This window comes from Nonomuraea candida, from assembly GCF_000725485.1.
In the GTDB taxonomy this organism is placed as follows: Bacteria; Actinomycetota; Actinomycetes; order Streptosporangiales; family Streptosporangiaceae; genus Nonomuraea; species Nonomuraea candida.
Genome location: NZ_JOAG01000004.1, coordinates 205,161 through 227,384, shown reverse-complemented (window position 1 = coordinate 227,384; position 22,224 = coordinate 205,161). Strand labels below are relative to the sequence as shown.

Sequence of the window (22,224 nt, the reverse complement as noted above, 5' to 3'; positions counted from 1 at the left end):
CGAAAATGACTCACCGATCGAGGAGAGACCTGTGAGGCTATCCAAGAAGGCCGCCGGCTTCGTCGCCGCAGCCGCGTTGCTCGCCACGGTGGCCCCCGCGGCCACCGCTGTGGCGAGCCCCCGCTCGACCTGCTACGGCGGCCGCGTCTGCCTGTATGCCGGCTTCGACTACAACCGCGGCCAGGTCGACCACTGGCGTGACTTCGTCAGGGACGACTCCAACCTCGAAGACAACAACTGGCTGAACTGGGACTTCAGCAATTCCTGGCACAGCATGAACAACGAGACCAGCTCGGTGAGGAACCGCATCGGCTGCAGCGCCACCCTGTGGCAGCACCCCGGCTACACCGGAGCCCACAGCACGTTCACCCACAACTCCAACGACGGCTTCCTGACCAACAACGCCGTCGGCAACAACCGCACCAGCGCGATCGACATCTGGTGCCGCTGAGCGACAAGGGGAGTGCCGGTTTCCGGGCTTGGCCGCCGGAAACCGGCTGCCGCGGTCTTGTCCTCGGGAGCGCGCTGCTGCTGACGACCACCGCCGCGGCCTGCGCCGCCGACGTGCCCGCGCCACCGGCGCCCGTCAGGGGCGTCACCTCCGTCTCGGAGCTGGTGCTGCCGTTCGACGCCTACAAGACCACTCCCCAGCAGCGGGCCGTCCTGGGCAACGCCCACAACCGTCTCGTCGTCCGATGCATGCGCAAACGCGGCATCACCGTCTCCCCGCCCGCCGAGGACCCCGCCGTGATCGCCAAGGTGGATCCCGGCAACTCCCGCCGCTACGGCGTCACCGACCCCGAGGCGGCCCGCAGCCACGGCTATCACCTGGCCAGGCCGCCCTCCCCCGACACGACCGGCTCCTGGGCCGGCAAGCTGCCCGAACGCACCCGTCACCGCCTGTACGGCACCGCCGCCGACCGCGGCTGCCTCGACCGCGCGAGCCTCACCCTGAGCAAGGGGGCGCGCAAGGCGGACTGGCCGTGGCTGGCCCTGCAGGACTCGCTCACGCTGGAGCAGGCCGCCAAGCACCCGTCGGTGACCACCGCGGTCAAGCGCTGGCAGGCGTGCATGAGCCGGGCCGGGCACGACTATCCCAACCCCGAGGCGGCCATCGCCGACGGCCGCTGGGACCTCGACGAGCCGGCGGTGACGGAGGAGGAGAAGCAGACCGCGACCGCCGACACCTCGTGCAAGTGGTCGTCGGGGCTGGTCGCCGCCTGGTACGCGGCCGACGCCGAGCTGCAGCGGGCCGTCGTACGCGACAATCCCGAGCGCTTCGCCGCCCTGCGGGCCAATCTCAAGCAGCGCCTGAACCGGGCCTCACGCCTGCTCGCCGAGGACGAAGGCCGCCAGGTCGGCTGACTGCCGGAGCCTGCTGGGCTCGTGGACGTACATCATGTGGCCGGACTCGTAGTACCTGAACTCGACGTTGGCGCTCAGCTCGGCGGGCACGGGCAGGTGCGCGAAGGTGTGCTCGGCCGCGTAGTACGGCGTCGCGCCGTCGTGGTAGCCGCAGGCCACGTGCACCTTCAGGTGCGGGTTGGCCCGCATGGCGGCGGCCAGCCGGGAGGCGACGTGCACGTGCGCGTTCTCGAACTCCTTGTACGACCACGGCTGCACCCGCGAGGTGAGGATCTCGTACGGCAGGTCGCTGGCGTAGCCCAGCTCCGTGCGCAGGTAGTGGTTGAGCGCGGCGCTGTAGGGGCCCATGATCGCGTCCATGCTGGGGTCGGCGGCGAAGTGCTCGCGGCCCGCGTCGGGGTCCCAGCCGGTGAAACGGCCGTCGAGCCGCCCGACGACCTGGCGGCGCGAGCGCAGCACCTCGGTGAAGTACCGGATGTGCTCGATGCGCAGGTTCACCCGGTCCACGTAGTCCTCGCTCAGCCCGCTCAGCGCGGCGATCTTCGCGACCGCGGCGGCGCGCTCGTCGGCGGTGAGGCGGTTGCCGCGGTCCAGCACCCACAGGTATTCGCGCCCGGCGTACTCCTCGGCCTCGCGCAGCACCTCCGCCAGCGGCCGGTCCCCGTGCAGCCCGTGGTAGTGCGCGATGGCGGCGTAGGTCGGCAGGTAGAGGGCGTAGGCCAGGTCGTTGCCCGCGTTGAACTCGCCCGTCATGTAGTCGAGCACCGAGGAGATCAGCATGACGCCGTTGAGGTACATGCCGTAGCGCGACTGCAGGTGCTCGGCCAGCCCGGCGGCCCGCACGGTCCCGTACGACTCCCCGGCCAGGTACTTCGGCGACATCCAGCGCCCGTTCCTGGTCGTCCACAGCCGGATCAGCTCGCCGACCGACTCCAGGTCCCCGCTGAACCCGTGGTACGGCTCCGCCTTCTCCCCCTCGGCGGCCCGGGAGTAGCCGGTGGAGACCGGGTCGATGAAGACCAGGTCGCTCACCCGCAGCAGGCTCTCCTCGTTGTCGGCCAGCCCGTACGGGGGCGGCAGCAGCGCGCCCGCGTCCCCCATCACGACCCGGCGGGGCCCCAGCACACCGAGGTGCAGCCACACGCTCGACGACCCGGGGCCGCCGTTGAAGGCGAACGTGACGGGCCTGGTCAGCGGATCGGCGTCGTCCAGCGTGTACGCGGTGACGAAGATCTCGGCCTTGGGCCGCAGACCGCCGAACGTGCCGTCGGTGAAGACCTCCTCGCGCAGGACCATGGTGCCGGTGGTGGCGGTGTAGGCCTGGCCGGAGGGAAGGGTGTGGGAGGTGGTGACCAGGTTGTCGGCGGGGGCCGCCGGCTTCGTTTCTTCGGACATGGCGCCTAATTATGGCCGGATTTCAACCATTATTTCCGTATCGCCGAATCAGCCTCTCGCCTCAGCCCTTGAGCAGATCCAGCATCATCTCGATCTGCCCCTTACGAGAGCTCTGCACCTGCGAAGCCCACTGCTGGACCGCCGGGTTCGCGCCGCCCGCCACCTCCGCCGCCGCCATCTGCGCGGCGTCGTCCTGGTGCGCGATCAGCAGGTTGAGCAGGTCGTACTCGAAGTTCTTCGACTCCCGCAGCGCCTGGATGCGCTTGACGTCCGTCTCCGGCATCCCGCCGTGGTGGTCGTGCGCACCCGTGGGAGGCGTGAGCGGCTGGTCCCAGGAGTGCAGCCAGCGCAGCATCATCTCGACCTCGCTCTGCTGGGTGCTCGCGATGGCCGCGGTCAACGTCTTGACCTCGGGATTCTTCGCCCGGGACGTGCCCACCCTGGCGATCTCGATGCCCTGCCGGTGGTGCTGCACCATCATCTGCACGAACATCACGTCATCGGCGTTCACCGGCGATTCGGGCTCCGCCTGCCCGCATGCGGCGGCCAGCAGGAGCCCGAGGAGTGCCAAGAGCGCGCGCACCCGCCTCAACTCCTTAATAGATAGGAAACTGTCCTAATCCATCCAGAGCAGTCACGCAAGGGCCCCCACCCTCAGAGGACGCCCGCCCCCTCCCGCAGAAAGGCGAGCGCGGCCTCTCCGGCAAGGGGGGACCGCAGTCGTGTCAGCCGCGGATCACGTACCGGGTGTGGGTGGAGAGCAGCGACTCGTCGCTGAGCTCGTGCCCGGTGATCCGCCCCGCGACCACCAGCGCCGAACTGATGCTCTCGCTCTCGGTGATCGGGTCGTCGGGATTCACGCACTCCGGATCCGTCGGATCCTCCAGCCCGAACCGCAGCCCCTCCGCGTACGGCTCCAGCTCCTCGGGAACGTCACCCATCGTCAGCGGCATGCTCGCCACGATGCGCCCGCCGATCGCGTACCTGAGCCGTGCGTCGATGTGCGCGTGCCACCCCACGTGCAACGCCCTGCCCCCGCCCTCCGACAACGCCCGCAACACGGCACCGTCCCAGACCTGGTTCATGTAGGGCTGCAGAACCTGCACCCAGTTCCCGACCTGCCGCACGAGAACGACCCCGTCCAGATCACGATGGGACTCCTCCAGCCCCACGGCGTAGTCCTCGAAGGTGCACGGAGTCGCCGTACTCGCCTCGGCCCCGATCCGCCGCGCGACCTCCTCGACCTCCAGCCCTTCGGCCCAGGCCGCCACGAACCCGTCGCCGACCGACTCCTCGTACGAGACCAACAGGTCGAAAAGACGCTCCCGAGTATCCACGCACAGCCTTCCCTTTCCGGCGACCAGAAGGGGCAGGCTCTCACACACCCTGTGGTCGTCGACAAAGGATCCGCAGGCTGGAACGGGGAAGCCAGGAAGCGGGCGGCACCGAGTACCTCTCCCACCGGTGAACTCACCGCACCGAGGGGCGCTGCACTCCCGCCGAGCTCGGCGCCATGACCACCGGTGTCCGGCGCGCCCTGCCCCCCGCTCCCCGGACACGTCCCCAGTCTCGTCCCCTGAACCGACCCGACCCACCCGACCCGACCCACCCGACCCGACCCACCCGGCCTGACCCACCCGGCCTGACTCGCTCGGCCGGACCCACCCGGCCTGACGAACGGCCCGGGTGTGAACGGCTTCACCGCTCAGAAATACTCCGCCACGTCGTCAGTTCTGGTAGCCCCCTCGCCACCTGCGGAAGGATTGACGACCATGACCGACGCCAGACTGCCAGGCGACGACGACACCGCGTTCATCGCGGCGGCCCGCTCGAATGACGCAGGACAGTTCGCGCTCATCACGGAGCCCTACCGGCGTGAGCTGCAGGTGCACTGCTACCGGATGCTCGCGAACTACGAGGACGCCCAGGACATGACGCAGGAGACGTTCCTGCGGGTGTGGAACAAGCGGCAGTCGTTCAAGGGCCACGCCGCGCTGCGAACCTGGCTGTACCGGATTGCGACGAACGCCTGCCTCGACTTCCTGGAGAAGCGCAACGGCCGCACACCCGTGCCCGCCGAGCTGCCGGGAGCGGGCTCGGAAGTTCAATACCTGCAGCCCTACCCGGACCGGATGCTCCCGGAGGATCCGCAGGAATCGGTGGTGGCCCGGGAGACGGTCGAGCTGGCGTTCATCGTCACCGTCCAGCATCTGCCGCCGCGGCAGCGGGCGGTGTTCATCCTGCGCGACGTCCTCGGCTGGCCGGCGCCGAAGGCCGCCGACGTCCTCGATCTGACCGTCGCATCGGTGACCAGCGCACTGCAGCGGGCGCGCGTGACGATGCGCGAGCAGTTGCCCGGCCGCCGCCTCGACTGGCGGCGCCCTGCCACGCACGAGCTGTCGGATGACGAGCGCGACGTGGTGAAGTCGTATATCGACGCCCATGAGCGCAACGACGTCGAGGGGCTGATGGCCCTGCTGCGCGACGACCTGCGCTTCACGATGCTGCCCGATCCGGGCACCTTGGTCGTCACGGCAAAGGACGCGATGGACGGCTGGGTCTCCAGCGGGCTCTTCCAGCGCGGCTACGACGACTGGCGCTGCATCGCCACGACGGTCAACCGCATGCCTGCCGCCGCACTGTACCTCCGCGCCCCCGACGACCCGGAACACCGTTTGTTCACCATCGCGGTCCTGCACATCGTCGACGGGAAGATCGCCGAGCTCACCGGATTCGACGCCAGGGACAAACCATGGCTGGACCTGCCCGCGACACTGTGATCGGACAGGTCCCCATCGACGACGAGCCCGGCGCACGGTGAGCACGGTGAGCACGGTGAGCACGGTGAGCACGGTGAGCACGGTGAGCACGCCAGGAAGGCACTCGGCCTGGCCCTACGAGCCGAGCATTCGCCCCGTGCTCATCGCCTCGTCTCGTATCGGGTCAGCACCACGCCGCCGGGAAAGGTCCGCGTCTCGACCAGCTTCAGGTTCACCCAGCTGTCCAGCGCGGTGAAGAACGGCGTGCCGCCGCCCACCAGGACCGGCAAGGTGACCAGCGCGTACTCGTCGATCAGCCCGGCCCGCATGGCCGCCCCGGCGAGCGTCGCGCCGCCGATGTCCATCCGACCGCCGTCCTCGGCCTTGAGCCGGGCGATCTCGGCGACCGCGTCGCCGGTGACCAGGCGGGTGTTCCAATCGACCTTGTCGATCGTCGACGAGAACACCACCTTGGGCATGTCCCGCCAGAGGCGCGCGAACTCGATCTCCGCCGGGGTGGCGTCGGGCCGCTGGTCGCCGGTCGGCCAGTGGGAGCTCATGGTCTCCCACAACTTGCGCCCGTACAGCGACAGTTCGCTGCCCCGCATCTGGTCGGACCACCACTGGAACAACTCGGCGCTCGACGAGGAGTCCGGCCCCTCTCCCCCGCTCCAGCCGATGTCGTCGCCGGTGGCGGCGATGTAGCCGTCCAGGGTCACGTTCATGCCGAAGATCAGTTTCCGCATCGTGTCAGCCTCCTGTGAGGGGATCTCACACGTACAGACGGACACGGCGCGCAAACCTGATCGGTGCGCGATCCGCGTCCGACCAAGGCGAGGAGAAGCTCAGAGAGACCCTGAGGGCCTACGAGGAGGCCCGGCCCTTGCGAGGGGAACGCTGCTCGCGCAGGCGGCTGTGGCTTCCTCTGGCTGCTGGATGCACAAAGGTCCTTCTGAATCTCATCCAGAAGGACCTTTTGCTGGAGCCGCCTTGGGGATTCGAACCCCAGACCCCTTCATTACGAGTGAAGTGCTCTGGCCGACTGAGCTAAGGCGGCGTGCGTTCTGCAGCGTGCAAGAGTCTACAGGAGCCCGAGGGGTTCTCGCTCCTATCGATCACCTGATGCCCGGACAGATCGTCCCATCGTCCGGCGCCACCCCTGTCACCAGGTACCGATCCACCGCCTCGTCCACGCACTCCGAGCCGTTGCGGTACGCGGTGTGGCCGTCGCCCTCCCAGCCGAGCAGCACGCCCGACGCCAACTGCCCGGCCAGCGCCCGCGCCCACGCGTACGGTGTGGCCGGGTCGCGCCTGGTGCCGAGGACCAGGATCGGCGGCGCGCCTTCCGCGGTCAGGGGACGGGCTTCGAGCGTCGGCGGGTGGGGCCAGTGTGCGCACGGCAACGACGACCACCCGAGGTACGCCCCGACCTCCGTCACCCGCCCGAACGCGCCCTCCACTCCTCTCCCCGCGTCTCTCTCCACGCCTCTTCCGCGATCCCCCTCCGCGTGCTGCCCGAGCGCTCTCTCCACACCTCTCCCGTACGCCGCCGTGCCCGCCGGATAGGCGCCGTCCATGCAGGTGATGGCCAGGTTGGCCTCGGTCTGGCCGGAGTAGGTGCCGTCCTCGCGCCGTCCGGTGAGCCGGTCGGCGGCGTGCATCAGGAGCCTCCCGTCCCCCTGGAAAGCCCTGCGCAGGCTCTCCGTGAGCCCCGGCCACAGCGCGCGGTCGTAGAGCGGCGCGAGCAGCCCGAGCGTGGCCGTCGCCTGCGTCACCTTCCGCCCGCCGTCCCCCCGCAGCGGCCGCCCGTCCGTACGCCGGAGCAGCCCGCCCACCTCCTCCAACGCCCCACGAACCGTGCGGCTCTCGAACGGGCACCCCTTCCGGGTCAGACAATCCCGTACGTACGCGCGCAACGCCCCCTCGAACCCCGCCGCCTGCTCCGCGTTAAGCCGCAGCCGTGGCAGGGCCGGGTCGAGCGCGCCGTCGAGCACCATGGCTCGCACCCGCCCGGGGAAGAGGTCGGCGTACACCGCGCCCAGCGACGTCCCGTACGACTTGCCGAGGTAGGTCAGCCTCCGCTCCCCCAGCGCCCGCCGCAGCAGGTCGAGGTCTCGTGCCACGTCCACGGTGCCCACATGCGGCAGCAGCCGGCCCGAGTGCCGCCGGCACCCCTCCGCGAACGTCCTGGCCCCCGCCTCCAGCGCCGCCCGCTCCGCCGGCGAGTCGGGGCTGCCGTCAAGGGCGAGGTACGCGTCGAGCTCCCCGTCGCTCAGGCACTCGACGGGCGCCGACCTGCCGACGCCCCGGGGATCGAACCCCACGACGTCGAACCGCTCGCGTACCCGCTCACTCAGCACCACCCTGGCGGCCCGCACGTAGTCCACCCCGGACGCGCCCGGCCCGCCAGGGTTGACCACCAAAGACCCGATCCGCCGCCCCTCGCCTCCGCCGGCCGGCAACCGAATGACCGCGATGTCCAGCCACTCCCCCGTGGGCTCCCGATGGTTCAGGGGCACCCGCAAGGCCCCGCATTCCCAACCACCCCCGCAATCCACCCAGCCCAGCCCGCCACCACCCGGCTGCGCACCACCAGCCGGCGGCCCGCCGCTTCCCGCCCCACCGCCAAGCAGCTCATTGCCAAGCAGCTCACCGTCAGGCAGCTCACCGCCACGCTGCCCGCCTCCAGACAGCCCGCCTCCAGGCAGCCCGCTGCCGGGTGGCCTGCCGCCACCCAGCCCGGCGCTCGTCTGGCCGCCCTGCGACGGCCCGGCGTTCCCCGAGAGCACCACCGTCGACGAAAGCACCACCGTCAACGCGACGGCACCGGCGCCCGCCACCACCGCCGCCCGGGACCCCCGCCTGCCCAGCCTCACCCGCGCCACCCCCGGCCACTCACGCATATCCGGAACGAAGGACAAGGTGACGGTTCAGGCCCCGTCGCCGCCGGCCTCATCCCCGTACGTCGAGTCGTACGCCTTCCGTGGCGCGCACACGCTGGCCTTCGAGCAGGCGCACCGCCGCCCCCCGTCGTTGAGCCGTACCACCACGGAGTCGGACGGCACGTTGTGCCCCACCACCGTCCCGGCTCCCTGCGGCGTCTCCACGCTGGCCCCCACCCGAGGCGCCGAGGCGCGGAACTCCTGGTAGAGCGGGTGCTCGTACTTCAGGCAGCACATGAGCCGCCCGCACGCCCCGGCGATCCGCAGCGGGTTGACCGGGAGGTCCTGGTCCTTGGCCATGCGTACGGAGACCGGCTCGAAGTCCTTCAGGAACGTGGCGCAGCACAGGTCACGGCCGCAGGGGCCGATGCCGCCCTGGAGCCGCGCCTCGTCCCTCGGCCCGATCTGCCGCAGCTCGACCCTGGCCCGGAGGTTGCGGGCCAGGTCGCGCACCAGGGCGCGGAAGTCGACCCGGTGCGGCGCGGAGAAGTAGACGGTGTAGACGTTGTCCTGGTCGAGATAGTCGATGCCGACGACCTTCATCGGCAGCGTGTGCCGCTTGATCAGGCGTTTGGAGACGCTGCGGGCCTCCGCTCTGCGGCGTTTGTTCGACTCGTCCCGGGCCAGGTGTTCCTCCCCGGCCGGCCCCGCGCACACCGGCAGCCCGTCGATGTCCTCGCTCGTGTATTGCGGGGCCCACACGCACTCCGCCACCTCGGGACCCGAGTCGGTCGGCACGAGCACCTTGTCGCCCACTTTGGGGCTGTGCCCGCCGGGATCGAGGTAGTAGAGCCTCCCGTAACGGGTGAAGCTCACGGCCATGATCATTCCCATGGGCTCGAGCTCGCCTCCTGACGGCCTAGGGGGATACGTACGGCCTTCATTGCCAGATTACGCGCGCACGAACGCCCGACGTCAGGGCGGGCACGTGGATGTCGCACGGCCACCCGCCTCAGGGGCACATCTTCTTTTCCGGCAGCTGCAACCCGAAATCGTCGTATACGGTCGCCAGTTCGACCGCGCAGCGGTTGTTGACGACCTGGGCCACGCCCGGTTGACGCGCGAGCCGGTCGATCACCTCCCGCACCGCGGCATCGCCCTTCAGTTTGATCCTGAACGAGTGGGGCATGTCCTCCACCCGAGTCGCCTCCATGAGCGTCTTGTTGTCCTTGAACGCCTCCTTGAAGTTCTCGTAGGCGGTCGCCTCGTCCTCGAAGACGACCTCCGCCACCTCAGGCATCTTCTGGAGCAGCTTCTCGATCGCCCTCACCTGGGCGGACGTCGCGGCCTGCCCTCCCTTGGCGCTCCTGCCGTCGCCTTCCTGGCCTCGCCGCCCGCCGCACGCCGGCAAGGCGGTCCCCTTCTTGCACAGGAAGGCGCTGACATCCCACCTCTGCCCGCTCTGCGGCATCGCCTCGGCATAGGGGCCCGAAGCGTGATCGACGACGGTCAGCACCCCGGCCACGCCGTGGAAGGCCCCCATCACCTGCCGGCGATCGACGCCCTGCCGGAGCTTCAGCCGGTAGGACGGCGGCAGGTCCGCGCTCTCGACCTCGTTCAGCAGTTCTTGATGGTGCGGGAACCGCTTGCGGAAGTCGTCATAGGCGTCGGCCTGGCTCACCCACTGGGCGGCGGTGATTTGCGAGCCCTGCTCGGACAGCACCTGCTCGATCTTCTCCCGCTGCTCCGAGGTGACGACCCCCTCGCACCCCGTCTCCTTCCCCGCCGTCGCCGTGCACAGGAACACGGTCATGTCCGCGTCATCCCGCCCGAACACGCCCGTGGCCATCGCCGCCGTCACGCGATCCCCGTCACCGGCTCCGTCAGCGCCACCGCTCACCAGCATGGCGGTCGCCGACCCCACGACCACCACGGCCGCCGCCGCCGTCACCATCCGGAAATCCACCCGGAGCCGCCTGCGGCCCGGGGCCCGCAGCGGCCTCAGCGTGCTCGGGTCCACCGTCGCCCCCGCATCGGCGAGAGCCTTTCGCAGTCTGTCTTCCACCGGGCTGCTCATGAATCCTCTCCAAGCTCTCTGGCGAGGGCCGCCAGCCCTCGCGCGATCGTCGACCTGGCCGTGCCGGCACTGATCCGCATCGTTTCCGCGATCTCCTGGTCGGTGAGATCGACGTAGTAGCGCAAGGTCAGCGCCTCGCGCTGCCTCCGGGGCAGCCGGCGCAGCGCCAGCAGCACCTCGCGCCGCTCCTCACCCATCAGCACGGCGCTCTCCGCCGACCAGACCGGCGGTTCGTACGGCACCGCGCGCTTGAACACCGTCGCCCGTCTGCGCAGCACCGAGCGGCACCCGTTGAGCACCGCCGAGCGCACATATGTCAGCATCTTGTCGGCGTCGCGCAGCCTGGCCCGGCCGGCATGCGTGCGCTCGAACGCCTCCTGCACGACGTCTTCGGCGGTGGCCTGATCGCCGACCATGATGAGGGCCAGCCGCACGAGGCCGACGTGGTGCTCGGCGAAGACCGACGCCACGTCGACCCGCTGCCGCGCCAGGGCTTCTTGCTGGGTGAGTAGTTCGACTTCCACGTACCAGAGACGCCTGGCGGCCTCATCTGCTGCTTGCGGCACCCGAATATCTTCCGCCCCGGCCCGCACCCGCCCACGCCTCTGTCCACAACCTGTGGACAACCATCGGGCGCGCGTCGCGAGCGTGGGCGGCCGAACCTGACACGCCCCCGCCTGAGTCCGGGACTGGCTGAAGGCCCGCTAGGACCGCAGGGACAGCATCATCGCCTCGACGGCCATCTGCGGGTTGACGTTCGCCGCCAGCCGTTCCCTGCACCGCATGATCGCGTCGATCCGCCGCAACGTCTCCTCGGGCGTGGACGACTTGGCGAGCTGATCCAGGTCGAAGCGCAGATCATCGTTGGCCAGCTCCACCCCGCCCGCCCCGAACTGCATGGCCAGCACGTCGCGGTAGAACGACACGAGCTCCAGCAGCGCCGCGTCCAGCGAGTCCCGCTTGATCCGCGTGGCCCGCGACTTCTGCCGGTCCTCCAGCTCCTTCAGCGCCCCGGCCCCGCCGCGCACCAGCCCCCGGTTGAGCCCCTTGCCGCTGGACCCCTCGCCGTAGAGCTTGCGCAGCTCCGAGGTCTCGTTCTCGTTGAGCGCGGCCGTGGCGACGGCGGCCTCCTCCTCGGCCGTCTTCACCAGCCGCTCGGCCGCCGACACGCACTCGCCGACGCCGGTCAGCGAGCGCGGGATGCTCAGCACCGCCTCGCGGCGCGCCCTGACCCCCTCGTCGAGCGCGAGGGCGCGGGCCCGGCCGATGTGCCCCTGCGCGGCCCTGGCCGCGAACCTGGCGGTCTCCCACGGCACGCTGTCACGCGTGGCAAGCACGTGGGCGACGGCCTCGGTGGCGGGGGTGGTGAGGTTCACCTGGCGGCAGCGCGACCTGATGGTGATCATCAGGTCGTCGGGGGCGGGCGAGCACAACAGCCACACGGTGCGTGGCGGCGGCTCCTCGATGGCCTTGAGCAGGGCGTTCGCGGCGGACTCGGTGGCACGGTCGGCGTCTTCGAACAGGATGACCCGCCACCGCCCCTGCGTGGGCGCCCCGGCGGCGCGCAGGATCAGCTCACGGGTCTGCTTGACGCTGTAGGACAGCCCCTCGGGACGCACGCACTCCAGGTCGGGGTGCGAGCCGATGAGCACCTGGTGGCACTGGTCGCAGTGGCCGCACCCGGCGTCGGGGCACAGCAGCGCCGCGGCGAAGGCGCGCGCGGCGTCCTCCCGGCCCGCGCCGGGCGGCCCGGTGAACAGCCACGCGTGCGTCATGCCGGCGCCGCGCCCGCCCGCGACGACCTCGCCGGCCGCCGCCGCGGCCCGCGACAGCACGGCTGTCGCCTGGTCCTGCCCCACGAGGTCATCGAAAACCGTCACGGCTCAAGGCTAGTTGCCCCGGAGGATGTTCAGTCGCGGATCGCGGGCATCGTGCCCGTGATGTCCTCGGTCTCCCGCGGCACCGGGTCGGGCAGGATCTCGCGCACGCGGTCCTGGATCCGCCGGGTGATCTCCTCCTGCGGCAGCGTGCCGTCCACCACGAAGTAGCGCTCGGGCGCCGCCGCCGCCAGCGCGCGGAACTCCTTGCGCACCCGCTCGTGGAACTCCAGCGGCTCGGACTCGATCCGGTCGGCCGCCCCGCCCAGCCGGGTGAGCCCGACCTCCGGCGGCGTGTCGATGAGCACGGTCAGATGCGGCACCAGCCCGCCTGTCGCCCAGGCGTTGATCTTGGACACGTCCTGCGGGTCGAGCGCCCGCCCCGCGCCCTGGTAGGCCAGCGACGAGTCGACGTAGCGGTCGGTGATCACGAGCGAGCCCCGGTAGAGCGCCGGCCTGATCACCTTCTCCACGTGCTCGGCCCGGTCGGCGGCGTACAGCAGCGCCTCCGAGCGCGCCGACAACCCCTTCTCGGCCGCGTCGAGCAGGATGGCGCGCAACCGCATGCCCACCTTGGTCGAGCCGGGCTCTCGCGTCTGGACGACGTCATAGCCCTGGTCGCGCAGCCAGATGGCGAGCATCCGCGACTGCGTGGTCTTGCCCGACCCCTCGCCGCCCTCGAACGCCACGAACAACCCCGGCACGCGCTCGGCCGGCTCGGTGAGGAAGCGCTCGCCCCGCACGGCCGCGATCAGGTCGGCGGACAGGGGGACCCCCTTCCTGTCGTCCATGTGCCGCAGCGCCAGCACGCCGACGCCCATCGCGAGCACCCCGCCGATCACCAGCACCAGGCTGGTGCCGTCGAAACGGTAGCTGAACTCGCCCAGGCCCAGCACGTGCACGCCGAAGAGCGCGGCCAGCGGGTTGGCCACGGCGACCACGAGCAGCAGCGTCACCCGCGCCGTGGACTGCAGGAACGCGAACGTGCGGCCGCGCAGCCCGTCTTCGACCTCCAGCCCGATCAGCGTGTAGCCGATGATCCAGGCGATCCCCGCGCACGCCCCCAGCACCACGGTCAGCATGACCACGATCACCAGGTTGTGGATGAGCGCGATCGCGACCAGCACCAGGCCCGCGACGGTGATGGCCAGCCCGAACAGCCGCCGCCGCGACAGCTCGCGCAGCAGCCTGGGCCCGAAGAACATGCCCAGCGCCATGCCGACGAAGACCGCGCCGAACACCACGCCGTAGGCGGCGTCGCCTCCGCCGAGCGCCACCACGTAGACCTTGGCCACGCCCACCACGGCCCCGCCGGCCGCGAACGCCCCCAGCATGCCGATGACCAGCCCGCGCACGAGCCGATCGCCGCCCACGAACCGCCAGCCCTCGAAGACCTGCTTGAGCACGGAGGGGGTGGAGATCGCGCCGTCACGCCTGGGGATGTCGCGCAGAGTGAAGATCAGGAACGCCGACACGAGGTAGGCGCACGCGTTGACGATCAGCGCCAGCCCGGTCGCGTCGCGCCCCATCAGGAACGGCACGATCCCGGTGACCAGATCGCCGGCCACGGACAGCGCGGCGAACAGCATGGCCGCGACCGGCGCGGTGCCGTAGGTCACCAGCAGGTTGAGCTGGTTGGCCGACTCGAGCTGCGCCTTGGGCACCAGGTTGGGCACCGTGGCGTCCTTGGCCGGGACCCAGAACAGGTTCACGCACTCGACCAGGACGGTCGCGATGATGACCCACTGGTAGCTGTTGACGAACGGGATCGACAACACCACCGCGAACCTGGCCAGATCGGCCGTGAACATCGTCAGCCGCCGGTCGAACCGGTCGGCGAACACCCCGGCGAGCGGCCCGAGCAGCACGGCAGGCAACATCTTGGCGACGAACACGCCGCCGACGGCCAGCGACTGCACGCGGTAGTCACCCTGCGTGAGGTTGCCCGCGAGGGCGGTCAGAGCCAGCAGGTTGAGCCAGTCACCCAGGCTGCACACCGACATGGCCGTCCACAGCCGTCGGAACGGCGCATTGGCCAGCACATGAGTCGGGCGGCTTCGGCCAAGGGCAGTCATGTTTTCAGCGTATCCAGGTGTTGACCGGAAGGAGGTGGACAAGAGACGAGCCGGATATTCCCGGCCGCCCGTCGCCGAGGGTATTACGTGATCGGGCTCGGGCGCAGGTTGCACACCTCGAATAGGCCCTCAAAAACATCATCAATTCATAACTCCGACCTCTTGCCCCGCCTCTTCCACCAATGACTCCCACACGGACCTGATCTCCATGGGAAGGACGAGCTCGTCCCACAGGTCGATCAGCAGCACGCCGTCCACGTGGGCGAGCAGCGCGTCCGGCCCGCCCTCGCAGATCAGCGCGGTGTAGGCGGCCCGGCGCTCGTCGCGGTCGGCCAGATCGTAGATCCGGCCCGCCACCTGCGCCATGCCCAGCGCCGCCGCGACCGGCAGCCGCCGCAGCCTGCTGGGCACGTGGAAGGGGCGCCCGTCGTTCGTCTCGTGGGCGATGCAGTGGACCTTGGCCTCCAGCACCAGCCGGAACCCGGCGGCGTCGAGGATGCGCCCGGCGGTCTCCAGCGTCGGCGACTTCCTGCCGTGCTCGTAGGCCGACAGGGTGGTGCGCGAGGTGCCGCTCACTCTGGCCAGCGCCTTCTGGTTGAGGCACGCCGCATGCCGGGCCTGCCGAAACAGCTGCCCGCCGCGCCTGGCCCAGAACGCGACCTCCCGCCCCAGCGCCTTCTCCAGGGGAGACAGGACCATGAACCACCTCCGCAAAGTATCCGGGCGGATACTCTACGCCAAGATGCCTCCTCGTGACCACCGGATTACGATAAGTCAGCTCCGCAGCTCCACCAGCGAGATCTCGGGCGGCGCCCCGACGCGCACCGGCGGCCCCCAGAAGCCCGCTCCCCTGCTGACATAGACCTGTGTCCCGTCCACCGTGGCCAGCCCCGACACCACCGGCTGCTGCAGCCCCACCACCAGGTTGAACGGCGCCATCTGCCCGCCGTGCGTGTGGCCGGACAGTTGCAGGTCGACGCCGTGCCGCGCGGCCTCGCGCGCCTGGACCGGCTGGTGGGCCAGCAGCACCGCGGACCTGCCCGCCTCACGCCCGCCCAGCGCCTTGCCGAAGTCGGGGCCGTCGCCACGGGCCGCGCCGCCGACGTCGTTCACGCCGGCCAGGTCGAGCACGGCGCCCTGGTGCCGGATCTCCACGCGCTCGTTTCGCAGCGAGCGTACGCCGAGCTGCCCGAGCTCCTCGATCCACTCCTCCGGCCCCTCGGCCGTGAAGTATTCGTGGTTGCCGGTCACGAAATAGGCCCCGTAGCGGGACTCCAGGCTCTTCAGTGGCCGTGCCAGATGCCCGAGCCGGGCCACCGTCCCGTCCACCAGGTCGCCCACGATCGCCACCACGTCGGCCTCGAGCCCGTTGATCATCCGGACGATGCGCTCGGTGTGCCCGACCCCCGTCAGGGGCCCCAGGTGAATGTCGCTCACCACGGCGAAGCGCAGCCCGTTGAGCCGGGGATCGAGCTTCGGCAGCGCGACCTTGACCCGCTCGATCAGGGGGTCGCCCAGCGCGCTCGTCATGCCGTACCCGACCGTGCCCAGAGCGCTCACCCCGGCGATCGCGGCGGTGGCCCGCCCGAGGAAGAGCCGCCTGCTCACGGCGGCGTCCGCCGGAGGCGGAGCCTCGACCGGAGACGCGCCCGCCGGCGCCGGAGCCGCCGCCTGAGGCGCGCCCGGGGCGGCCGCCGCGCCGGCCGGCACCGCGACGGGCTCGGGATCGGGCGCCCGCCCGGACGCCCGCCGCTCGTTCGCGCGCAGCAACGCCGACACCACGGCCCGCGGCAGCTCCAGCACGAGGAGAAGCAGGACCAGGTAGAACATCACCGCCAGCCAGATGTACCCCGGCCAGGCCAGCCAGCTCTCCAGCCCCATCCGCGTGCCCACGAACGTCGCCACGAGCACCACGAGCAGCGTGGCCAGCACCCCGGTCAGGGCCTTGCGCAGCCGCCCAGGCCCGGTCGTGTGGCGCACCAGCCGGACCCAGAGGTAGCAGTGCGCGAGCAGGACCAGACTCACGATGATCACGACGAACACATCACCGATGCTACTTCCGGCGGCCGCGTGCGGCGGCTGCCGGAAACTGTGGGATGCGTCGCCAAACCAGCGCCGAAGCACCGCCACGCGCCGCCAACGCGCCGCCAACGCGCCGCCACAGCACCGCCGAAGACGGCCATGGCGCGGCCAGGACGCCGCGGAGCCGCCCCTGAGACGCCGCTAGGACTTGGCCGCGGGCTTCTTCGCCGGAGCCTTCTTCGCGGGCGTCTTCCTCGTCGTCGTGCCCTTCGCCGTGCTCTTGGCGGCGCCCTTCTTGGGCGCCGGAGCCCGCTCACGCCGCTCGGCCAGCAGCTCGGCGGCCCGCTCAATCGTGATGTCCTCGACCGTGTCGCCCTTGCGCAGGGACGCGTTCGTCTCGCCGTCGGTCACGTACGGCCCGAACCGCCCCTCCTTGACCACCACCGGCTTCTTCGAGTTGGGGTCGTCGCCCAGCTCGCGCAGCGGCGCCGCCGCCGCGGCCCGGCCCCGCCCGCGCTGCTTGGGCTGCGCGAACAGCTCCTTGGCCTGGTCGATGGTGACCGTCAGCAGGTCTTCCTCGGAGGCCAGCGACCGCGAGTCGCTCCCCTTCTTCAGGTACGGGCCGAACTTCCCGTTGTGCGCCACGACCTCCTCGCCGTCCAGCTCGCCCACGACCCTCGGGATCGTCAGCAGCTTGAGCGCGTCGTCCAGCGTGATCGTGTCCAGCGACATCGTCTTGAACAACGAGCTCGTCCGGGGCTTCGGCGCGTCGGCCTTCTTCGTGCGCCGCTTGGGCGCCTCCTCGTCGGCGGCCGGCTCCGGCAGGACCTCCGTCACGTAGGGCCCGAACCGCCCGTCCTTGGCCACGATCATGTGCCCGGTCACCGGGTCGTGCCCGAGCTGCCGGTCGCCCGTCGGCCGCGAGAACAGCTCCTCGGCCTTCTCCGCGGTCAGCTCGTCGGGCGTCATGTCCTCGGGGACGTTGACGCGGGTGCCGTCTCTGTCGAGATAGGGCCCGTAGCGCCCGACCCGCAGGACGATGTCCGTGCCCTTGATCGGGAAGGAGCTGATCTCCTTGGCGTCGATGTCGCCCAGGTCGGTGACCATCTCCTTCAGGCCCTCGTCGCCGTCGGCGCCGTAGTAGAAGCGCTGCAGCTCGGGCACCCGCTCCGCGCGGTCGTTGGCGATGTCGTCGAGGACCTTCTCCATCTCGGCCGTGAAGTCGTAGTCGACCAGGTTGCCGAAATGCTGCTCCAGCAGGTTGACCACGGCGAACGCCAGGAACGACGGCACCAGCGCCGTGCCCTTCTTGAACACGTAGCCGCGGTCGAGGATGGTGCCGATGATCGAGGCGTACGTCGAAGGCCGCCCGATCTCCCGATCCTCCAGCTCCTTGACCAGCGACGCCTCGGTGTAACGCGCGGGCGGCTTGGTCGAGTGGCCGGACACGTCGAGGCGCGTCACGCTGAGCGCGTCGCCCTCCGCCAGGTTCGGCAGCCGCTTCTCGGAGTCGTCGCGGTCGGTCGCGGGGTCGTCGGCGCCCTCGACGTAGGCCTTCAGGAAGCCGTAGAACGTGATCGTCCGGCCGGAGGCGCTGAACTCGACGTCCTCCCCGGCCGACGAGGTGCCGCCCACCTTCACGGTGATCGACTCGCCGACCGCGTCCTTCATCTGGGAGGACACGGTGCGCTGCCAGATCAGCTCGTACAGGCGGAACATGTCGCCCGACAGCCCGGTCTCTCCCGGCGTGCGGAACTCCTCGCCCGAGGGCCGGATGGCCTCGTGGGCCTCCTGCGCGCTCTTGACCTTGCTGGAGTAGACGCGGGGCTTGTCGGGCACGTACGCGGCGCCGTACAGCTTGATCGCCTGGGAGCGCGCGGCGGCGATCGCGGTCTCCGACAGCGTGATGCTGTCGGTACGCATGTAGGTGATGAAGCCCTGCTCGTAGAGCCGCTGCGCGACCTGCATCGTGTACTTCGCGGAGAAGCCCAGCTTCCGGCTGGCCTCCTGCTGCAAGGTGGTCGTCCGGAACGGCGCGTAAGGCTTACGCGTGTACGGCTTGCGCTCGACGGACTTGACCGAGAACGACGTCTCCCGCAGCCTGCCCGCCAGCTCACCCGCGTCCGCCTCCGACAGGTGCAGCACGCCGGCCGTCTTGAGCTGCCCGGTGCTGGCGAAGTCGCGGCCCTGCGCCACCCGCTTGCCGCCGACCGTGGTCAGCGTGGCCGTGAAGTCGCGCGGCCGCTCCTCGGGCTTGCCGGAGTCGAACAGCGCCTGAAGGTCCCAGTAGTGGGCGGGGGTGAACGCCATGCGCTCGCGCTCGCGCTCCACCACCAGCCGCGTCGCCACCGACTGCACCCGGCCCGCCGACAGCCGCGGCTTGACCTTCTTCCACAACACGGGGCTGACCTCGTAGCCGTAGAGGCGGTCGAGGATGCGCCGGGTCTCCTGGGCGTCCACCAGGCGGAGGTTGAGGTCGCGCGGGTTGGCCACGGCGTCCCTGATCGCCTGCGGGGTGATCTCGTGGAACACCATGCGGTGCACGGGCACCTTGGGCTTGAGCACCTCGCGCAGGTGCCAGGCGATGGCCTCGCCCTCGCGGTCCTCGTCAGTGGCCAGGTAGAGCTCGTCAGCGTCCTTCAACAACTGCCGCAGCTTGTTGACCTGCGACCTTTTGTCGGGGTTGACGACGTACAGTGGCTCGAAGTCGTGCTCGACATTCACCCCGAGGCGCGCCCACGGCGCCCCCTTGAACTCCTCGGGGATGTCATCGGCCTTCTCCGGCAGGTCACGGATGTGACCGATGCTGGACTCGACCATGTAGCCGGCACCGAGGTAATCCTTGATCGTCTTCGCCTTGGCAGGCGACTCGACGATCACCAGGCGTGTTCCGCCGGAGCTGCCGTTCTGGGCTGGCACGCTGCTTCCTACCTCACTGTTCGCTTGCAATCCCCCTACCGGGAGTCGGCATAGATCTGAAAGGTAACCCGACTCGCGGAAATTTCCTTCCCCCGGGCTACCCACTAGCTTCCGGGTCCACCCGCAAGCACGCAGAATAAGGCCCAGCGAGCGACATGGCGCCCTGACTCACCCTGGAGACTAATCGTTGTGCTCGACTACTCCTACATGGATATCTTCATTCCACGCGACCTCACTCGCGAAGCAGCACGTCAACTGCTCACCGAACACGCAGAGTACGGACAGTGGGAGCTGGCCCGCGTGCGGGTGCACCCAGACGGCAGCCGTCACGTGCGGTTGCGCCGCAAGGTCATGCGAGTACGCAGCACCCTCTGAGCACGGACATGGCTTTGCCCGCCCCGGGCCGCGCCCCCGGAACGGGCAAAGCGTTCTATCGGCGTCTACTCACGGATCGTGAGCATCAGCACTGCCGTCTTACGTGCTTGCTGATTCCCCTACTTACGGCCGAGCCGGAAGCGGCGGGCGGTGGCGAACAGCGTGGCCGAGGCGGCCAGCATCGAGCCGAGCAGGAGGGCCAGCACGGAGCCGGAGTTCATCCCGGTGACACCGGCGGGCTGCGCGGCGCTCATCAGGCCGACGTCGCCGACGGGCAGGCTGCGGGTGGCCGAGGCCACCGCGCCACCGGCGGGGGTGGAGTTGATCAGGCCGGCGGCCGGGGCGAGCGCGGGGAGCGTGCCCCCGGTCCGGGCGTTGCGGCCCTTGCCGCCGCCGTCGGCCGGGGCCGCCAGCGCCGTCTTCCGCGGCTTCTGCGGCTTCTGCGGGGCCTCGGGCAGGCCGGGCAGCTCGGGCAGCTCGGGCAGCTTCGGCAGGCCGAACGTCTTCGAGAGATCCTCGACGGCGGGAAGCTGGTGGGTGACGTTGCTTACACCTTCGACCTGCTTGCCGATCTCACCGACGGCGGCCACGTTGTCGAGCTGCTTGCCGACGCCCTCGGCGCCCGGGAGCTGCTTGGTCAGCCCGCCGACGTCGCCGAGGCCCTGCACGCCCCGCGCGACCTCGCCCGGGAGCTGCTTGGCGACCCCGCTCGCGTCACCGAGGCTCTGCACCCCCTGCACGCCCTGCGCGATCTCGCCCACCTTGCCGCCGGCCTCCTGGACGCCGCCCAGGACGGGCACCGCGGGCGTGATGGGCAGCAGCCCGCCCCTGGCCGCCGCGACCTTGCTGTTGGTCCTGGCGAAACGCGCGAACCCGTCGGGCCCGCCGACCGGGGGCCTGCCGACGTGCGAGCCGCCCAGGCACCCGGCGGCTGCGTCGCCCAGGACGGCCGCGGCGTTGCCGCAGACGTTGATCGGCGCCGCGATCGGCGCGACGGCCTGGTTGCCCGCCAGCACCCCGCCGGCGCCCGAGGTGCGGTTGCCGCCCCCGCCGACGCCTTCGTGCGGCCAGACGCCCGCGCCGCCCCGGCAGCGCGCCTCGGACCTGCCGAGCAGCGCGGCCGCGTTGCCGCAGACGTTGATCGGCGCCGCGATCGGCGCGATCGCCTGATTGCCGCTCAGCACCCCGCCCGCGCCGGAGGTGCGGTTGCCGCCCGCGCCCTTGCCCGGGTTGCGCACGGTGGCGCCGCCCTTGCAGCCGGCGAACGCGTGACCGAGCACGGCCACGGCGTTGCCGCAGACGTCGATCGGGGCGCTGATCGGCGCGACGGCCTGGTTGCCGCTCAGCACGCCGCCGGCCCCCGACGTACGGTTGCCGCCCGCGCCGCTGTTGGACACGTGCGAGCCGCCCTTGCACCCGGCGGAGGCGTTGCCCACGGCGTTGCCGCAGACGTCGATCGGCAGGCTGATCGGCGCCACCACCTGGTTGCCGCTGCCGGCCCCGAAGCGCCCGTCGGTGTCGTTGCCCGTCGAACCCGCGGCCATGTGCTTGGCCGGGGTCCGGTAGCGGTTGCCGGGGCCGCCGTTGTTCGTGACGCTCGACCCGCCGCGGCAGCCGGAGAAGGCCCGCCCCGCCACGGCCACCGAGTTGCCGCAGATGTTGATCGGCGCGCTGATCGGCGCGACGACCTGGTTGCCGCCGAGCACGCTGCCGTTGCCCGACGTGCGGTTGCCGCCCGCGCCCTGGCCGGTGTTGTGGACGGTCGCGCCGCCCGAGCAGCCCGCCGTCGCGTCACCGAAGATCGCCACCGCGTTGCCGCAGGCGTTCAGCGGCGCGGAGATGGGCGCGGTGACCTGGTTGCCGCCGAGCACGCTGCCGTTGCCGGAGGTGCGGTTGCCGCCCGCGCCGCCCTTGCCCTGGGTGCGGACGGTTGCCCCGCCCTTGCAGCCCGCGTCGGACTTGCCGATCAGGGACACGGCGTTGCCGCAGGCGTTGATGGGCACGCTGACCGGCGCGTTGACCTGGTTGCCGCCACCGACGGACCCGTTGCCCGAGGTCCTGTTGGGGATGCCGGGACGGCCGGAGTTGACGACCTGCGCGCCGCCCTGGGAGGTCGCCTCCGCCTTGCCGACCGCGGCGACGGAGTTGCCGCTGATGTCGATCGGCACGGAGATCGGCAGATCGACCTGGTTGCCGCCCGCCACGGACCCGTCGCCGGCGGTGTCGGCCAGCGCGGTGCCGGCTCCGCCGAAGGACATGACCGCCACGGCCAGCAGGGCCGCCGGGCTCGATGCTTTGGCCCACGTACGCATGATGAATGCTCCTAGTGGTTCTTGGGGGGATTACCTGAACGGCTCGCGGCCGGCCCGGGGCCGATGAGGAGGTGTGAGGCCGTGGAAGGTGTCCTGCCGAACGTCACGTGCGCGTTGCTCTCACGGACGGGCTCGCCCTGCTCACACGGACCGGTTCACGTGCTCA

At 70.7% G+C, this 22,224-nt stretch carries 18 protein-coding genes and 1 tRNA gene; 4 read left to right on the top strand and 15 right to left on the bottom strand.

The annotated features are described in order from the left end of the window. Window positions 1-31 precede the first annotated feature (31 nt). Both IO39_RS02845 and IO39_RS02840 read left to right on the top strand, forming a co-directional pair. On the top strand, window positions 32-451 hold the full coding sequence (locus tag IO39_RS02845; RefSeq protein ID WP_043615291.1) for a peptidase inhibitor family I36 protein: 420 nt from the start codon (window positions 32-34) through the stop codon (window positions 449-451). Further along, on the top strand, window positions 442-1,365 hold the full coding sequence (locus IO39_RS02840; protein WP_043615288.1) for a hypothetical protein: 924 nt from the start codon (window positions 442-444) through the stop codon (window positions 1,363-1,365). Before IO39_RS02845 ends, IO39_RS02840 begins: the two co-directional genes overlap by 10 nt. Here IO39_RS02840 and IO39_RS02835 read toward each other — a convergent pair. The 3 genes from IO39_RS02835 to IO39_RS02825 all read right to left on the bottom strand — a co-directional run bounded on the left by IO39_RS02835 (window position 1,324) and on the right by IO39_RS02825 (window position 4,097). Further along, on the bottom strand, window positions 1,324-2,760 hold the full coding sequence (locus IO39_RS02835) for a S10 family peptidase (protein WP_043615285.1): 1,437 nt from the start codon (window positions 2,758-2,760) through the stop codon (window positions 1,324-1,326). The genes IO39_RS02840 and IO39_RS02835 overlap by 42 nt on opposite strands. Window positions 2,761-2,821: 61 nt before the next feature. Continuing rightward, window positions 2,822-3,343 carry a DUF305 domain-containing protein gene (locus IO39_RS02830; RefSeq protein ID WP_052422377.1) on the bottom strand — a complete coding sequence of 174 codons (522 nt, stop codon included), beginning with the start codon at window positions 3,341-3,343 and terminating at the stop codon, window positions 2,822-2,824. A 142-nt stretch (window positions 3,344-3,485) separates the two neighbouring features. Next, a complete protein-coding gene (locus tag IO39_RS02825) occupies window positions 3,486-4,097 on the bottom strand; it encodes a DUF6461 domain-containing protein (protein ID WP_043615279.1) in 612 nt (203 codons plus the stop codon). Window positions 4,098-4,532: 435 nt separating this feature from the next. On the opposite strand from IO39_RS02825, the gene IO39_RS02820 reads away from it, so the two are divergent. Continuing rightward, window positions 4,533-5,540 (top strand): RNA polymerase subunit sigma-70, encoded by a 1,008-nt coding sequence (locus IO39_RS02820; RefSeq protein WP_043615277.1) that lies wholly within the window; start codon window positions 4,533-4,535, stop codon window positions 5,538-5,540. Between the two features lie 140 nt (window positions 5,541-5,680). Here IO39_RS02820 and IO39_RS02815 read toward each other — a convergent pair whose 3' ends face one another. From IO39_RS02815 to topA, 11 genes are all read right to left on the bottom strand, one after another. After that, complete coding sequence (locus IO39_RS02815) at window positions 5,681-6,265, bottom strand: dihydrofolate reductase family protein (RefSeq protein ID WP_043615275.1); 585 nt, start codon at window positions 6,263-6,265, stop codon at window positions 5,681-5,683. 234 nt (window positions 6,266-6,499) lie between these two features. Continuing rightward, window positions 6,500-6,576, bottom strand: a tRNA-Thr gene (locus tag IO39_RS02810). Between the two features lie 58 nt (window positions 6,577-6,634). Next, window positions 6,635-7,939: an alpha/beta hydrolase gene (locus IO39_RS02805; protein WP_245641790.1), complete on the bottom strand. Its 1,305-nt coding sequence runs from the start codon at window positions 7,937-7,939 to the stop codon at window positions 6,635-6,637. Window positions 7,940-8,449: 510 nt separating this feature from the next. After that, window positions 8,450-9,289 carry a PSP1 domain-containing protein gene (locus IO39_RS02800; protein WP_043615273.1) on the bottom strand — a complete coding sequence of 280 codons (840 nt, stop codon included), beginning with the start codon at window positions 9,287-9,289 and terminating at the stop codon, window positions 8,450-8,452. A 124-nt stretch (window positions 9,290-9,413) separates the two neighbouring features. Beyond that, the gene (locus tag IO39_RS50200; RefSeq protein ID WP_157547838.1) at window positions 9,414-10,478 is read right to left on the bottom strand and encodes a permease-like cell division protein FtsX; all 1,065 of its coding nucleotides are present in this window, start codon (window positions 10,476-10,478) and stop codon (window positions 9,414-9,416) included. Beyond that, on the bottom strand, window positions 10,475-11,002 hold the full coding sequence (locus tag IO39_RS02790) for a sigma-70 family RNA polymerase sigma factor (protein WP_084772142.1): 528 nt from the start codon (window positions 11,000-11,002) through the stop codon (window positions 10,475-10,477). The genes IO39_RS50200 and IO39_RS02790 overlap by 4 nt, the downstream gene beginning before the upstream one ends. Window positions 11,003-11,182: 180 nt before the next feature. Next, entirely contained in the window at window positions 11,183-12,358 is a 1,176-nt protein-coding gene (locus tag IO39_RS02785; protein WP_043615271.1) for a DNA polymerase III subunit delta', read from the bottom strand. Between the two features lie 29 nt (window positions 12,359-12,387). Continuing rightward, window positions 12,388-14,430, bottom strand: a complete 2,043-nt coding sequence (tmk, locus tag IO39_RS02780) for a dTMP kinase (RefSeq protein WP_043615270.1) — start codon at window positions 14,428-14,430, stop codon at window positions 12,388-12,390. A 141-nt stretch (window positions 14,431-14,571) separates the two neighbouring features. Continuing rightward, complete coding sequence (locus tag IO39_RS02775) at window positions 14,572-15,129, bottom strand: helix-turn-helix domain-containing protein (RefSeq protein WP_052422374.1); 558 nt, start codon at window positions 15,127-15,129, stop codon at window positions 14,572-14,574. Between the two features lie 75 nt (window positions 15,130-15,204). Next, the gene (locus IO39_RS02770; RefSeq protein WP_043615268.1) at window positions 15,205-16,473 is read right to left on the bottom strand and encodes a metallophosphoesterase; all 1,269 of its coding nucleotides are present in this window, start codon (window positions 16,471-16,473) and stop codon (window positions 15,205-15,207) included. A 180-nt stretch (window positions 16,474-16,653) separates the two neighbouring features. Beyond that, a complete protein-coding gene (gene topA / locus IO39_RS02765) occupies window positions 16,654-19,371 on the bottom strand; it encodes a type I DNA topoisomerase (protein ID WP_084772140.1) in 2,718 nt (905 codons plus the stop codon). 189 nt (window positions 19,372-19,560) lie between these two features. Here topA and IO39_RS52195 point away from each other — a divergent pair, with 189 nt between their 5' ends. After that, entirely contained in the window at window positions 19,561-19,746 is a 186-nt protein-coding gene (locus IO39_RS52195) for a DUF5703 family protein (RefSeq protein ID WP_055508738.1), read from the top strand. Window positions 19,747-19,865: 119 nt separating this feature from the next. Here the strand turns inward: IO39_RS52195 and IO39_RS02760 are convergent, their stop codons facing one another. Further along, a complete protein-coding gene (locus tag IO39_RS02760) occupies window positions 19,866-22,058 on the bottom strand; it encodes a chaplin family protein (protein ID WP_043615262.1) in 2,193 nt (730 codons plus the stop codon). Window positions 22,059-22,224 lie beyond the last annotated feature (166 nt).